Genomic DNA, 14,514 nt, shown 5'->3' with positions numbered 1-14,514 from the left:
AGGCGTTTTCAGCCGATGGGTTTTTCGCCGTACCAGCGCGGCGTGTACACCCAATCACCGCCACCGGCACGGGGGAAGGTGCAGGTAGTGGACGAGCCGATCAGCACCATGGTGCGCATGTCCACCTGCTCCGGCGTGAGCTGGCCCAGGGTCGTGGTGCGCAGGGTCTGGCCGGGGCGACCGATGTCGCGACCCAGCACCACCGGCGTTTCGGGGGTGCGGTGCAGCGCAACGATTTCCAGGGCGCGCCCCAACTGCCACGGCCGCGAACGCGAGATCGGGTTGTAGAACGCCAGGGCCAGGTCGGCCTGGGACGCGAGGTCCAGGCGCTTTTCGATGATCGACCAGGGCTTGAGGTTGTCCGACAGCGACATCACGCAGAAGTCATGCCCCAACGGCGCACCCGCCTGGGCGGCAGTCGCCAGCGAGGCCGAAACACCGGGCAGGATCTGCAGGTCGACCTGGTGCCACGCGGGGTCGCTGGACTCGTGCAACGCTTCGATCACCGCCGCCGCCATGGCGAAAACACCCGGGTCGCCGGACGATACAACCACCACCGAACGGCCAAGGGCAGCCAGTTCGAAGGCGTGGCGGGCGCGCTGCATTTCTTCACGGTTGTCGGTGCAATGCTGCACCTGATCGTCACGGAACGGCCCGGCCATGCGCACATAGGTTTCATAGCCGAGCACATCGGTGCAGCGCGCGAGTTCGGCCTTCACCGCCGGCACCATCAACTCGGCGGCGCCAGGGCCGAGGCCGATGACAGCAAGGCGGCCACGCACACGACCGACCTGCGACACGTCCAGCGGCTGTTCGGCGACGCTGATAGCGATATCCGCGTCTTGCTCCACGACGGCAAAGCGCAGCGGCACGGCCAATTGCGCCGCCGCTTCGTGCAGCGACACGTCGGCCATCTGCGTCTCGCTGGCCAACAGGCAAGCCAGCGATTGCACGGCGATACCCGCTTCGTGCAGCGCGCTGCGCACACGTGCCGCCAGTTGCGGACCCGGTTTGCAGGTGACGCACACGGTCTTCGGATAGATCAGCAATTCATGGGCAGCCGGCACGCGCTCGGCACTGCCGACGTGAATCGCCAGGCGCGCCTGCTGATCCTGTGGCAGGTTGGCCTGATCCAGCCAGGGCGCCGCCCCCTCAATGCGCACGCTTGCGCCGGCCAGCAGGTCGGACACAAAGCGCTTGCCGAGGTCCAGGTCAGCCAACTCATAACCCGCAGGCGGGTTGAGCAGGCAGGTGCCGAAACGCAGCTCGCCACTGGTGGTGATGGCCGCGGACACCTCCAGCGCACTGGCAATTTCACGGGCCATGACATTCACGCCGCCCAGGCCACCGAGCAGCGGCACCACGGCGCTGCCGTCTTCGGCCACCGCCAGCACGGCGGGCTCTTCACCTTTTTCCAGCAGCAGTGGCGCCAGGGTCCGGATCACGATACCGGCCGCGCACAGCGCGATCAGCGGCGTGCCTTGCTGGTACAACTGGCGCAGGGTCGCGCCGAATTCGCTGTAGGCCTGGTCCGCGCCTTCAACCCGTCCGGCCAGGCCGTGGATCAATGCGCCCGGGTAAACCTGCTGGATCCTGCGCGCGGTGGCCAGGCTGCCCTGGCCCAAAATGACAATCGCCGGATTCATCAACCTTGCCACCGTTCACCGGGCACGATGATCAGCGAGAAGTACGGCGAAGACATCGGCTCTACCTGATCCAGTGGCACGATTTTCTGGTTGGCCATGGTCGCGCGCTCCACATACAGCGCGCGCTCGGCCAGGCCGAGTTCTTCGAGCACCTGGCGCACCTTGGGGAAGTTGCGACCCAGCTTCATGATCACCGCCGCGTCGGCATCTGCCAGGCGGCGCTTGAGGTCATCATGGGGCAACACGCCCGAGAGCACCGACAGGCTCTGGTTGCGATACACCAGCGGCGCGCCGAGTACCGAGGCACCGCCGAGCATCGAGCACACGCCGGGAATGACCTGGGCCTCATACCGCTCGGCCAGGCGGTCGTGCAGGTACATGTAGGAGCCGTAGAAGAACGGATCGCCTTCGCAGATCACCGCCACGTCGCGGCCGGCGTCCAGGTGCGCGGCCACGTCGAGGCTGGCAGCGTCGTAGAAGTCGCTGATGACTTGCTCGTACGACAGCGGCGCCGGGAGTATCTCGGTGGTTACCGGGTACACCAGCGGCATCAGGGTCTGCTGCGCGACCAGGTGGTCTTCGATAATGCCGAAGGCGTTGCCCTTCTTGCCCTTGGCCACGAAGTACGCCACCACCGGTGATTCACGCAGCAGGCGCAGGGCCTTGAGGGTGATCAACTCGGGGTCACCGGGGCCCACGCCCAGGCCAATCAAACGTCCGCGTACCGGCATTATTCGACCTCCGTGGCCAGGGCGTTCACCGCAGCGGCGGCCATCGCACTGCCGCCCAGGCGGCCTTGCATGATCACGAACGGCACGCCACGGCTGTCGGCGGCCAGCATCGCCTTGGACTCGGCAGCGCCGACAAAACCAACCGGGAAACCAAGGATCAACGCCGGCTTCGGTGCGCCGGCGTCGAGCATTTCCAGCAGGTAGAACAAGGCGGTCGGCGCGTTGCCGATCACCACCACGCTGCCTTCCAGGTGCGGACGCCACAGTTCCAGCGCAGCCGCAGAGCGCGTGTTGCCCAGCTCGCGCGCCAACTCCGGCACGCTGTCGTCGCGCAGGGTGCAGATCACGGCATTGTTGGCCGGCAGCCGCGCGCGGGTCACGCCTTCGGAGACCATCCGCGCATCACACAGAATCGGTGCACCGGCGGCCAGTGCATCGCGGCCGGCCTTGCCTGCGCCTTCAGAGAACTGCAGGCCATCGATGGCCTCGACCATGCCGCATGCATGAATCACGCGCACCGCGAGTTTCTCCAGATCAGCCGGGATACGGTCCAATTTGGCTTCCGCGCGAATAATGGCGAAGGAGTTGCGATAGATCTCCTGACCGTCGCGGATGTAATCAATCATCGGTGTTGCTCCGTGGGCGAGCGCGCAGCAGGGCGCCCGCCGCTTCAATAGAAAGAGTGCGCGCGTGCAGCCGGCCGAAACCGGCGTGGGCTGCATCGCGAAAATACAGGTCGTAGTGGCCGGGGCTCACCGCCAGCAAGGTGACCGGCGCCGTGTGCGCGGCGGCGCAGGAACGTGGGCAACCGGACAGGTGCACGTCATGGCCGGGTTGCAAGGCGGCGAGTTGCACCGCGTCGGCCTTGGTGTCGGCCAAGGCCTTGCCGCAGCCGCTGGAGCCGGTGCAGGCAGTCATGTGCGCCAGCGGTTGGTCGACCGAGCAGAGGAAGCCCAACTGCGCCAGGCGCTCGGTCACCGCGTGGGGCTTTTCGATGTTGGGCAACAGCACACCCTGCCAAGGAGTGAAACGCAGGGTGCCGTCGCCGTACTCGCTGGCGAGTTGTGCGGCGCCCTTGAGCATCGCCGCATTCAGGCGCCCCAAGGGGGCGATGGCAGCGACGTAGAACTGGTTTTTCTGCGTCTGTGGATAAGTGCCGAGATGCAGCAAGGCACCACTGGGCGGGCGATTGAAGCCGTCGACTGGCAGCAGCGGCAGATCCAGACGGCTCATTAAGTTATCCACAGGCAGATGGCGCATGCGCGTCTGTTCTGGCGTGGCGAGGTCCAGAAACGCATCCAGCACGGCCACCACCAGTGCATGGCCTTGCGCCAGAGGCACGGCCGCCAGCGGCGCATCCAGCCCCGGACAGCCTGCCAGGCCGAACGCCAGGAGCGTCTCGCCCTTGCGTACGAACGCCGACAGCCACAGGTCATGATGATGCTCGAGCATCGCCAGGGCCTCCCCGCCATCCAGCTGCACGGCGAACTTGGCCGACAACTCATGAAAACGCGGATGGCTTTGCAGGGTGGCCAGGATCTGGTCTGCCAATGGGCGCGTGTCGAACAGCATCTGCGGGTCGATACCCGCGCTGGGGCTGAGCATCAGGTTGCGCACATCGTCGCCGGCGGCATTGCTGGGCCCCAGGCCTGCGGCGAGCAGCAGGGCGATCAAGGCTTGCTGCTCGGCGCCGATCCCACGAATCTGCAGGTTGGCGCGGTTGGTGGCCTCGATCACCCCGCCGGCATAGGCGTGGGCCGCGTCTGCCACAGCGTTGGCCTGGGCCGCCGTGATCGAACCGCCGGCCAGTTTGATCCGGCAAATGCCGCCGTCCAGCGCCTGGACGATACGCAGCAACCCCGGACAAGCCGAGGGGCGCAAGGTATTCAGAGCGGGCGTTGGGTTCACGGGGCTACCGGTTAACGGGTCAAGGCGCGGTATTATGCCTGCTTTGTCCGGCGGCATGAAAAGCCTGCCCGTCGGATGTCGTTCAAGGAATTCATATGTCGCCCTGGCTGACGGTTGTAGGCATCGGTGAAGACGGCTTCAAGGGGCTGGGCAGGAATGCCCGGCATGCCCTGTTGCGCGCCACCCGGATTATAGGCGGCCAACGCCAGCTGGACCTGTTGCCGGTGTGTATTCGCGGCGAGCGACAGTTGTGGCCGAGCCCGTTCTCCCTGGAGCCGGTGCTGGCGCGACGTGGCGAACCGGTGTGCGTGCTGGCCAGCGGCGACCCGATGTTCTACGGCGTGGGCGCCAGTTTGGCGCGGCAGGTGGCGGCTGCCGAGCTGCTGGTTTTGCCGGCGCCTTCATCGGTGTCCCTGGCGGCGGCGCGGTTGGGCTGGCCGTTGCAGGAGGTGGTGACGCTGTCCGTGGTGGCCCGGCCCTTGGCGGCGCTGAATGCGCATCTGGCGACCGGCGTGCGGTTGCTGGTGTTGAGCAATGACGGCAACAGTCCTGCATTGATTGCCGCGTCGTTGGCTGAATCCGGGTTCGGGCCCAGCCGGTTGAGCGTGTTTGAACATCTGGGCGGCGTGGATGAAAGGCGCATTGACGGGCTGGCTGGGGATTGGCAACACGCTCGCGTCGCCGATTTGAACCTGGTCGCCATCGATTGCCTGGCTTCCAGCGAAACACCACGCCTGTCACGCCTGGCGGGCCTGCCCGACTCAGCCTTCCAACACGATGGCCAACTGACCAAGCGCGATGTGCGCGCCATTACCCTCGCCCGCCTCGCGCCGATGCCCGGTGAGCTGCTCTGGGATGTGGGCGCGGGCAGCGGCTCCATCGGCATCGAATGGATGCGCGCGCACCCGAGCTGCCGTGCGCTGGCGATTGAAGCCGATGCAGGCCGCCAGGACCTGATCGAACACAACCGCGATGCCCTCGGCGTGCCCGGCCTGCAACTGATCCGCGGCACCGCGCCGCAAGCGCTCAACGGCCTAGAAGCACCGGACGCGATCTTTATCGGCGGCGGCGTTACCCGCGACGGCGTGCTCGACATCTGCTGGCAACACCTGCGTCCTGGCGGTCGGCTGGTGGCCAACGCCGTGACCCTGCAGAGCGAAATGACCCTGATGAACTGGCGCGCGGAGCACGGCGGCGAACTGACCCGCATCCACGTGGCCCAGGCCCAGCCGTTGGGGGCGTTTGATACGTGGCGCCAGGCGCTGCCGATTACCCTGCTGGAAGTGGTCAAGCCGCTATGAAACGCATCTTGCTGTTGGGCGGCGTGACCGAAGCGCTGGCTATCGCACGGACTTTGGGGCCGGAGCATGTCTACAGTTTGGCCGGGGTTGGGCGCGTGTCCACTGACCTGACCTGCCACGTGCGTGTTGGCGGTTACGGCGGCGCTGGGGGCTTGGCCCAGTTTGTCCGGGATGAAGGCATCAGCCTGATCCTCGATGCAACCCACCCCTATGCGGCGCAGATCAGCCGCAATGCCGCCGAGGCCGCGCAGATCAGCGGCATCCCCTGCTGGGCGCTGCGACGCCCGGCGTGGCAGCCGCAGCAGGGGGATAACTGGCGTGAGGTCGCTGACTGGGCCGAGCTGATCGACGCTTTGAAACCCTTCAAGCGGCCGCTGTTCACGCTGGGTCGCGAGCCGCTGCAGCACCTCGATGAAATCCCTGCCGACCAATTCTGGACGCTACGCGCGCTAGACACGTATCCGGGGAATGAACGTTGCGAAGTGATCGGCGCACGTGGGCCGTTTCTGCTCGAAGACGAACGCGCGTTGTTTGCACGGCGCGGGATTGATGTGTTGATCAGCAAGAACAGCGGTAGCACCGCCACCGAGCCGAAACTGGAAGTGGCGCGCGAGCGTGGCGTGCCGGTCTTGGTGTTGAAACGGCCGGTGTTGGTTGCGGTGGACCGGGAGTTTACCCGCGTAGACGCGGTTTTACAGGCACTGCATTCACTATAGGCGCTGGCTTGCCAGCGATGACGCCCGAAAACCCGCCGCCGACCTCGATGGCCTCATCGCCGGCAAGCCGGCTCCTACAGATTGCAGCGGGCCTTCAGTTGATCGTGGCTGTCGCCTGTCCGACACCATCGTGCACACGGTCAGCGAGCAATTGCGCCAGCTCGATCAACTGCGCAACGCCAAGCAATTCCTCGCGCGGTGCGCCTTCCAGGTTGAAGGCAATGTCGCAACTCAGTGCATTGGCTGAAGCGAGTGTTTCGCTGAGGTTGACCAAAAGGTCTTCAGTGCTGATTCCATCGGCCACGGTGAATAGCCGGATGGGAGGATTGGGGGTGGGTTTGATCATTGTGGAACTCCTAAGGAAATGGAGCTGCCACTGATCGCCGCGACGCGATAGGGGGTGGCAGCTGTACGCAGGTTCGCGGACCGGTCCTCAGGAAACCCGGCATACCCGAAGGTATCCCGCGTACAGCCACCATAGCGCCGCACAGTAGACGATAAAAAAGCGCCAACTGAAAGCAGACGATGACGCTCAGTGTCCAATAGGAATCCGGGCCGCGACGCCCGTCCGCTGAGTTTTCAGCGGTGTACGGAGACTAGAGATTGAGTGTCCTAGGGACAACCTCAAAAAGCTGTCGGACGTTTCTGCTGAAGCCCCCCACAGTCGAGTCGGGCATAGTCCAACCTGTGGGAGCTGGCTTGCCTGCGATAGCATCACCTCGCCCCAGCTGCTGGACCGAGTCGTCTGCATCGCAGGCAAGCCAGCTCCCACAGGGTTCAGCGTCATGCAGGATTTCGCGCCTGGTCTGAAAAATTGGCAATCTGTGGTTCCGGTCTATCCTCAAGCTAGTCACTGCGACACCAAATCACACCGCCCCTTTTTACTTATCCCCCCCGATCAGGCTAAATACCCCCCTGATCGTTTAACCCTACGGATTGTCCGCCATGGCCCGTCAACGCTTTGCAATTGCCTGGATCGCCTGCCTTGCAGTGCTGTTCAATGCCTTTGCCATGCCGATGGCCAGTGCAATGCAACAATCCCAGGACCCGGTGCAGCAGTTGCTGTGGGGCAGTTTCTGTTCGTCCAACGGCGCCAGCCTGAAGACGATTGCCCTGGGCAAGCTGGAGATTCCGGCGCCGCAGCAGGACGATCACTCCACCATGCAGCATTGCTGGTGTTGCTCGGGCTCGGCGCCGTGGGTGGCGTTGCCGGGGCATGTGCCGCAGTTGTATGTCACGCGGTTCGAGGCGGTGCAGAGCCTGCCGCCGCCGGTATTGCGTAACCCTACCCCGCGCCAGCAATGGCCAAGCCTCAACCCCCGCGCCTCTCCGACGGTCTGATTTTCTTCGCAAGTGAACTGCGTTTAGAACCGTTCTGGAGAACTGCCATGCTCAAATCTTCCCTGCTTCTGGCTGCGTTGCTGCTGCCGGTGTGCGTTGCTGCCAATGCCGATGACTACAAGGCCGGCGACCTGTTGGTCAGCGATCCCTGGTCCCAGGAGTTGCCGCCGAATGCGCCGACCGTCGCGGCGTATTTCGTGATTCATAACACCGGCGAGACACAGGACCGCCTGCTCAGCGTCGACACGCCCGTGGCGGAAAAAGCCGAGTTGCACGAGCACGTGATGCAGGGCGACTTGATGAAGATGCAGCAAGTGACCAGCGTCGCGGTGCCGGCCAAGGGCGACCTGACCTTCGCGCCGATGGCGTATCACGTGATGCTGCTGGGCCTCAAGGACCGCAGCCTGCTGGCCGATGGCAAACAGTTCCCGCTGACCCTGACCTTCGAAAAAGCCGGCAAGGTCGAAGTCGAAGTGTCGGTGCAAAAAGTGCCGCCGACGGCCCCCAACGAGCATAAGCACGCCCAGTAGGCAGACACTCGATGGGCGCCCCTCGCGCCAGGTTGTCCCCCCGCCACCGCGTGATGCGCGGCAGTTGGATCAGCCTGTTCGCCATGCTGATGATTTTTATCGGTCCGCTGATTTCCCAGGCGATGCCGATGGACCATCACGTCGGCATGTCCATGGAAATGTCCATGGACATGCCGAGCTGCCATGGCGAGCCGCAACCGAAAAAAACCGCCGACGAACATCACGTCCTCTGGGAAAAATGCGGCTATTGCAGCCTGCTGTTCAGTTGCCCCGCGCTGCCGGGCAGCGTGTCCTACCTCAGCCTCGGTAACCCACCGCCGGCCAACGCCCTCACCCCCGCCCCACGCCTGGGTCATGCCCGGCAGAGCATCTTCCCCGGCGCCCGCAGCCGCGCGCCGCCCATCGTCTCGTAGGCACCGAGCACCGTTACTTCACCCCGGCCGACTTTAGACAGACAGCCGCAGGCTGCTGGCCGTGTTGTTTACGATTGATTGATGGAATTTGTCATGTCCAGGTTTTCTGCTGACACCCGTATGGGATGTACCCCTGTGCTCGCCGTTTTATGCGGCGCACTCCTGGCGCCACAGGCCCAGGCCGACGAGCATGAACTGAGCCCCACCGTGATCACCGCGATTGCGCCCAGCTCGCCGCTGACCGTGGTCACCAACCCCAAGGACCCGCGCCAGCCGGTGCCCGCCAGCGACGGCGGCGACTACCTCAAGACCATCCCCGGCTTCGCCCTGGTGCGCAACGGCGGCACCAATGGCGACCCGGTGCTGCGCGGCATGTTCGGCTCGCGCCTGAATATCCTCACCAACGGCAGCATGATGCTCGGCGCCTGCCCGGGTCGGATGGATGCGCCGACCTCCTACATTTCGCCGGAAACCTACGACAAGCTCACCGTGATCAAGGGCCCGCAAACCGTGCTGTGGGGCCCCGGCGCATCTGCCGGCACCGTGTTGTTCGAGCGCGAGCCGGAGCAGTTCGGCGCACTCGGTACACGCCTCAACGCGAGTGTGCTGGCCGGCTCCAACGGGCGCTTCGACAAGGTCATTGATGCGGCGGCCGGCGGGCCCCTCGGCTATGTGCGGGTGATCGGCAACCAGGCGCATGCCGACGACTACAAGGACGGCAATCACGACACCGTCGCCTCGCGCTACGACAAATGGAATGGCGACGTCGCGGTCGGCTTCACCCCGGACGCCGACACCCTGCTGGAACTCACCGCCGGCCGCGGCGATGGCGAAGCGCGCTACGCCGGACGCGGCATGGACGGTTCGCAATTCCTGCGCGAAAGCCTGGGGCTGCGCTTCGAGAAGTCCAACATCGGCGCCGTGCTGGACAAGGTCGAGGCCCAGGTCTACTACAACTACGCCGACCATGTGATGGACAACTACAGCCTGCGCGTGCCCTCCGGCACCGGGATGATGGCCGGGCCCATGGCCGCCAACGTCGACCGCCGCACCCTCGGTGCGCGGGTCAAGGCCACCTGGCGCTGGGCCGATGTGCAACTGATCGGCGGCCTGGATGCGCAGACCAACGAGCATCGCCAGCGCAGCAGCATGGGTATCGATACCTACAAGGATTTGCCCAAGGTCAAGGACGCCAACTTCCACAACTACGGCGCATTCGGCGAACTGACCTGGTACGCCGCCGACCGCGACCGCCTGATCACCGGGGCGCGCCTGGACCGCGCCTCAGCCAAGGATTTCCGGCAAACCCTCGATGCGGGCATGATGCCCAGCCCCAACCCGACCGCCGACAAATCCCGCGCCGACACTTTGCCGTCAGGTTTCGTGCGCTTTGAACACGACCTGGCAGACAGCCCGACTACCGTCTACGCAGGCCTGGGCCATGCCGAGCGCTTTGCCGATTACTGGGAACTGTTTTCCCCGGACAACGGCCCGGCCGGTTCAGTCAACGCCTTCGACAGCATAAAGCCGGAGAAGACCACCCAACTCGACGTCGGCGCCCAATACAAAACCGCCGACCTCGAAGCCTGGGCCTCGGGATACATCGGCCAGGTCCGCGATTTCATCTTGTTCGACTACCAGCCAGGAATGATGGGCACCACCTCCCAGGCACGCAATGTGGACGCGCGGATCATGGGCGGTGAACTCGGCGCGGCCTACAAGCTGACTCGCCAGTGGAAGGCCGACGCGACCCTGGCCTACGCCTGGGGCAAGAACAGCAGCGATGGCAAGGCCCTGCCGCAAATGCCGCCCCTGGATGCGCGCCTGGGCCTCACTTACAGCGAGGATGACTGGAGCGCCGGTGCCCTGTGGCGCGTGGTTGCGGCGCAGAACCGTATCGACCGGAACAAGGGCAATGTGGTCGGCAAGGACTTCGACAAGAGCGCAGGTTTCGGCGTGTTCTCGCTGAACGCCGCGTACCGCATCAATAAAAACTTCAAGGTCAGTACCGGCGTCGACAACCTGTTTGGCAAGGCCTACGCCGAGCATCTGAACCTGGCGGGTAACGCCGGCTTCGGCTACCCCGCCAACGACCCGCAAGCCATCAAGGAACCGGGGCGCACGCTCTGGACCAAGGTGGACATGAGCTTCTGACGCACACCCTGCAGGAGCCGGTTTGCCGGCGCCTGCAGGTCCTGCGTTTACACCCAATAAATAACGAGCCTGTGCGGAGCACCTGATGACCACTCAAAAGATATCCTTCTACAACCTGGCCTGGCGCTGGCATTTCTACGCCGGCCTGTTTGTCGCCCCCTTCATGGTGTTGCTGGCGCTGACCGGCATCATCTACCTGTTCAAACCCCAGCTCGACCCGCTGATGTACGGCGACCTGCTCAAGGTCCAGAGCGCCGAGCACGCGTTGAGCGCAGACGAGCAACTGCAACGCGCCCAGGCCGCTTTCCCCCAGGGCAAGATCAGCAAGTACCTGCCCCCGGCCGACGCCACCAGCAGCGCACAATTCGTGATGCACGACGGTGGGCGTGAAGTCACGGTGTTCGTCGATCCCTATCGCGGCACCGTGCTCGGCGAACAAGATGCAAAAAACAACCTGCAAGCCATCGCCCGTGCGCTGCATGGCGAGTTGATGATCGGCACCGTCGGTGATCGCCTGGTGGAACTCGCTGCCGGCTGGGGCGTGATGCTGGTGGTGTCGGGCCTGTACCTGTGGTGGCCGCGTGGCAAATCATCGGCAGGGGTGCTGTGGCCGCGTTTCAATAGCCGTGGCCGCGTGTTCTGGCGTGACCTGCATGCAGTCGCGGGCTTCTGGGGCGCGGCGTTTTTACTGGTGATGCTGCTCAGCGGCATGACCTGGACCGGCTTCTGGGGCAAGCAATACGCCGACCTGTGGAACACGTTCCCGGCAGCCATGTGGAACAACGTGCCGCAGTCCGACCAGCAGGCGCGGGTGCTCAACACCGCCAGCCAGCAGACCGTGCCCTGGGCCATGGAAAACACGCCGATGCCGATGTCCGGCGACCATGCCGAACACATGAATCACGCCGGCCTGCACTCAGGCCCTGCCGCGCCGACCCTGCGCCTGCAACAGGTGGTCGACCTCGCCAACGCGCGCCAGGTCGAGCCCGGCTACAGCGTTACTTTTCCTAGCACCGTCGAGGGTGTGTTCACCGTCGCGGTATTCGCCAACGACCCGCGCAACGACGCCACCCTGCATGTGGACCAGTACACCGGCAAGGTCCTGGCCGATGTGCGCTGGGAGCACTACAACGGCGTGGCGCGGGCCACCGAAACCGGGGTGATGCTGCACGAAGGCAAGATGTTCGGCTGGGTCAACCAGGTGGTGGTCCTGCTGATCTGCCTGATGATCCTGCTCAGCGCCGTGAGCGGCGTGGTGATCTGGTGGAAGCGCAGGCCTGCGGGCGGCCTGGGGGTTCCGCCGTTACGCCATGACCTGCCGAAGTGGAAAACCGCGATGGTCATCATGCTGGGGCTGGCAATTGTTTTCCCGTTGGTGGGCGCGTCGTTGATCGTCGTGTGGGTGGTGGATCGCCTGGTGCTGTCGCGGCTGTTCGCCCCACATGAATCCGCCTCAGGTTCGGCATGAATTAGGCGAGATGCCCCACTTAGAGGCGTTATGTAGTCTTACGCGGGCTTTCGCCCACGACGCAGAAAGTGTTAACTTATAACACTTGCTGCATACCCCAGCTCGCCGTCCCCTACGGCGAGCACCGCCTCGAAGAAGCGATTTTCCGTCTGATGAACAAGTACCTTGCGTCCGGCCTGTGCCTGCTCGCCCTGCACACCAGCGCCCAGGCCCTGACCCTGCCCGCCAGCCCCGTCACCGCGCCTGCGGTGGATGACGAACGCGTCGACCTGAACACACCGACCACCGCCGGCTCACGCCTGAACCTTACTGCCCTGCAAACCCCGGGCAGCGTCGAGAGCCAGACCGGCACGCAGATCCGCGAACGCGGCGACGCCAGCGTGCAGGACGCGATTTCCCGCGCCACCGGCATCAGCCGCACCGGCTCGCCGGGCGACGGCGGCACGTCGCTCTCGGCCCGTGGCTTTACCGGCCAGGGTTCGGTGATGCAGCTGTATGACGGCAACCGCATGTACATGGGCATGGGGACCTCGACCTTCCCGGTGGACACCTGGTCGGTGGAGCGCGTGGACGTTTTGCGCGGCCCGGCTTCGGTGCTGTACGGCGAAGGTGCCACCGGTGCGGTGGTCAACACCGTGCCGAAAAAGCCCTTCAGCGGCGAGATCGAAAACCATATCCGCCTCGGCTACGGCTCCTACGATCGCCAGCAGGAAGCCCTGGACAGCGGCGGCTCGCTGACCGACACCCTGAGCTATCGCTTGAACCTCAATCGCCTGCGCAGCAACGGTTTCATCGACCGTGGCGACTCCAGCAGCGACTTCATCAGCGGTGCGCTGCGCTGGCAGGCGGCAGACAACCTGAGCTTTACCCTGGCCAGCGACTACGGCGACCAGCGCCCGCAAAACTACTTCGGCACCCCGCTGATCAACGGCCAATTGCACAAGGGCCTGCGCGACAAGAACTACAACGTCAGCAACGACATCCAGCACTACAACGACCAGTGGACGCGCCTGACCAGTGAGTGGCAGATCAACGACCATGTCAGCGCCACCAACGAGCTGTACTACCTGAAGAACCAGCGTCGCTGGCAGAACGCCGAGAACTACACCTTCACCGACGGCCAACTCACCCGCAGCGGCAACTTCGGCATCAAGCACAACCAGGAACAGGTCGGTGATCGCCAGACCTTCACCTTCAAGCACACCCTGTTCGGCCTCGACAGCCAGACCGTGACCGGCGTGGAGTACAACCGCATTCGCTTCCGCCTGGCCAGCAATACCCCGTTTGAAGACACCTTCACCGGTGGCCAACCTATCGACGTGAACCACCCGGCGCCAGGACAGTTCGCCAGTAACTCCCCGTTCAAACCGGTGTTCGCCACCACCACCAAGACCGTCGCCGGCTTCGCTGAAAACCGCCTGCAACTCACCGATCAACTGTCGCTGGTCACCGGCATCCGCCGTGACTACGCGCACATTGATCGCGATGATTTGCGCGACGGCAGCCAGAACGACAAGACTCTCACCGGCAACAATTGGAAGGCCGGCCTGGTGTATGCGATCACCCCGGACACGTCGGTCTACGGCCAGTACGCCACCAGCACCGACGGCGTCGGCGGCTTGATTTCCCTGAGCAAGAGCCAGCAGCAGTTCGACCTGTCGACGGCCAAGCAAAGCGAGATCGGCATCAAGCAAACCTTCTGGGACCAACGCGGTGAATGGACGCTGGCCGCCTACCATATCGTCAAGAAAAAACTGCTCACCGACGTGCCGGGCGACCCGGACCAACAGCAGCAGGTCGGCCAGCAATCGTCCAATGGCCTGGAAGCCAGCCTCGACCTGCAACTGCCGAACGCTTGGCAACTGCAAGCCAATGCCGCCTTCGTGCGGGCGCAGTACGACGACTTCAAACAGGACGTCGACGGCGTACAGGTATCGCGCGACGGCAACCGCCCGGTGGACGTACCGCGCCGCACCGCCAACCTGTGGCTAAGCAAGGCCGTGACCGACGATATCCGCGCCGGCGCCGGTGTGCGTTATGTCGATGCGCGGTATGCCGACATGGCCAACCAGAACGAGTTGCCGAGCTACACCGTGGTCGACGCCAGCGTCTCGTGGAAAGCACTGCGCAACACCACCCTGGGCCTGCAGTTGAACAACCTGTTCGACCGCACCTACGCCGTCAGCCAGTACAACGACGGCCAACAGTGGATCCTCGGTGAACCGCGCTCGTTCTTCGTCACGGCGGACTACACCTTTTAGCGGAACCCCATGTGGGAGCTGGCTTGCCTGTGATGGCGGCGGTTC

13 protein-coding genes are annotated in these 14,514 nt (G+C 64.4%); 8 read left to right on the top strand and 5 right to left on the bottom strand.

Annotated features, from left to right (window positions below):
- Positions 1–8 precede the first annotated feature (8 nt).
- From cobJ to cobG, 4 genes are read right to left on the bottom strand one after another with little or no spacing between them, the layout of a single operon-like run.
- Positions 9–1,646 (bottom strand): precorrin-3B C(17)-methyltransferase, encoded by a 1,638-nt coding sequence (gene cobJ / locus BBG20_RS03440; RefSeq protein ID WP_065900264.1) that lies wholly within the window; start codon positions 1,644–1,646, stop codon positions 9–11.
- Positions 1,646–2,377: a precorrin-2 C(20)-methyltransferase gene (locus tag BBG20_RS03435; RefSeq protein WP_065900262.1), complete on the bottom strand. Its 732-nt coding sequence runs from the start codon at positions 2,375–2,377 to the stop codon at positions 1,646–1,648. The genes cobJ and BBG20_RS03435 overlap by 1 nt, the downstream gene beginning before the upstream one ends.
- Positions 2,377–3,003, bottom strand: a complete 627-nt coding sequence (locus tag BBG20_RS03430; protein ID WP_016972527.1) for a precorrin-8X methylmutase — start codon at positions 3,001–3,003, stop codon at positions 2,377–2,379. The genes BBG20_RS03435 and BBG20_RS03430 overlap by 1 nt, the downstream gene beginning before the upstream one ends.
- Positions 2,996–4,342: a precorrin-3B synthase gene (gene cobG / locus BBG20_RS03425; protein ID WP_065900261.1), complete on the bottom strand. Its 1,347-nt coding sequence runs from the start codon at positions 4,340–4,342 to the stop codon at positions 2,996–2,998. Before cobG ends, BBG20_RS03430 begins: the two co-directional genes overlap by 8 nt.
- Positions 4,343–4,380: 38 nt before the next feature.
- On the opposite strand from cobG, the gene BBG20_RS03420 reads away from it, so the two are divergent.
- On the top strand, positions 4,381–5,586 hold the full coding sequence (locus BBG20_RS03420) for a bifunctional cobalt-precorrin-7 (C(5))-methyltransferase/cobalt-precorrin-6B (C(15))-methyltransferase (protein WP_065900259.1): 1,206 nt from the start codon (positions 4,381–4,383) through the stop codon (positions 5,584–5,586).
- Positions 5,583–6,302, top strand: coding sequence for a cobalt-precorrin-6A reductase (locus BBG20_RS03415; RefSeq protein WP_065900257.1), 720 nt, complete (start codon positions 5,583–5,585; stop codon positions 6,300–6,302). The genes BBG20_RS03420 and BBG20_RS03415 overlap by 4 nt, the downstream gene beginning before the upstream one ends.
- A 94-nt stretch (positions 6,303–6,396) precedes the next feature.
- Here BBG20_RS03415 and BBG20_RS03410 read toward each other — a convergent pair whose 3' ends face one another.
- The gene (locus BBG20_RS03410; RefSeq protein WP_065900255.1) at positions 6,397–6,648 is read right to left on the bottom strand and encodes a DUF6124 family protein; all 252 of its coding nucleotides are present in this window, start codon (positions 6,646–6,648) and stop codon (positions 6,397–6,399) included.
- Positions 6,649–7,247: 599 nt separating this feature from the next.
- On the opposite strand from BBG20_RS03410, the gene BBG20_RS03405 reads away from it, so the two are divergent.
- The 6 genes from BBG20_RS03405 (at position 7,248) to BBG20_RS03380 (ending at position 14,469) form a co-directional block, all read left to right on the top strand.
- Positions 7,248–7,643: a DUF2946 domain-containing protein gene (locus tag BBG20_RS03405; RefSeq protein ID WP_065900253.1), complete on the top strand. Its 396-nt coding sequence runs from the start codon at positions 7,248–7,250 to the stop codon at positions 7,641–7,643.
- 47 nt (positions 7,644–7,690) lie between these two features.
- On the top strand, positions 7,691–8,173 hold the full coding sequence (locus BBG20_RS03400) for a copper chaperone PCu(A)C (protein WP_065900251.1): 483 nt from the start codon (positions 7,691–7,693) through the stop codon (positions 8,171–8,173).
- An 11-nt stretch (positions 8,174–8,184) separates the two neighbouring features.
- Positions 8,185–8,586 (top strand): DUF2946 domain-containing protein, encoded by a 402-nt coding sequence (locus BBG20_RS03395; RefSeq protein WP_083221326.1) that lies wholly within the window; start codon positions 8,185–8,187, stop codon positions 8,584–8,586.
- A gap of 93 nt (positions 8,587–8,679) precedes the next feature.
- Positions 8,680–10,740, top strand: coding sequence for a TonB-dependent copper receptor (locus BBG20_RS03390; RefSeq protein ID WP_065900248.1), 2,061 nt, complete (start codon positions 8,680–8,682; stop codon positions 10,738–10,740).
- Between the two features lie 85 nt (positions 10,741–10,825).
- Complete coding sequence (locus BBG20_RS03385; RefSeq protein ID WP_065900246.1) at positions 10,826–12,208, top strand: PepSY-associated TM helix domain-containing protein; 1,383 nt, start codon at positions 10,826–10,828, stop codon at positions 12,206–12,208.
- Between the two features lie 152 nt (positions 12,209–12,360).
- A complete protein-coding gene (locus tag BBG20_RS03380; RefSeq protein WP_065900244.1) occupies positions 12,361–14,469 on the top strand; it encodes a TonB-dependent receptor in 2,109 nt (702 codons plus the stop codon).
- Positions 14,470–14,514: the final 45 nt, after the last annotated feature.

The sequence above is a fragment of the Pseudomonas aylmerensis genome, assembly GCF_001702265.1.
GTDB classification, from domain to species: domain Bacteria; phylum Pseudomonadota; class Gammaproteobacteria; order Pseudomonadales; family Pseudomonadaceae; genus Aquipseudomonas; species Aquipseudomonas aylmerensis.
This window is presented reverse-complemented; position numbering and strand designations above follow the sequence as displayed.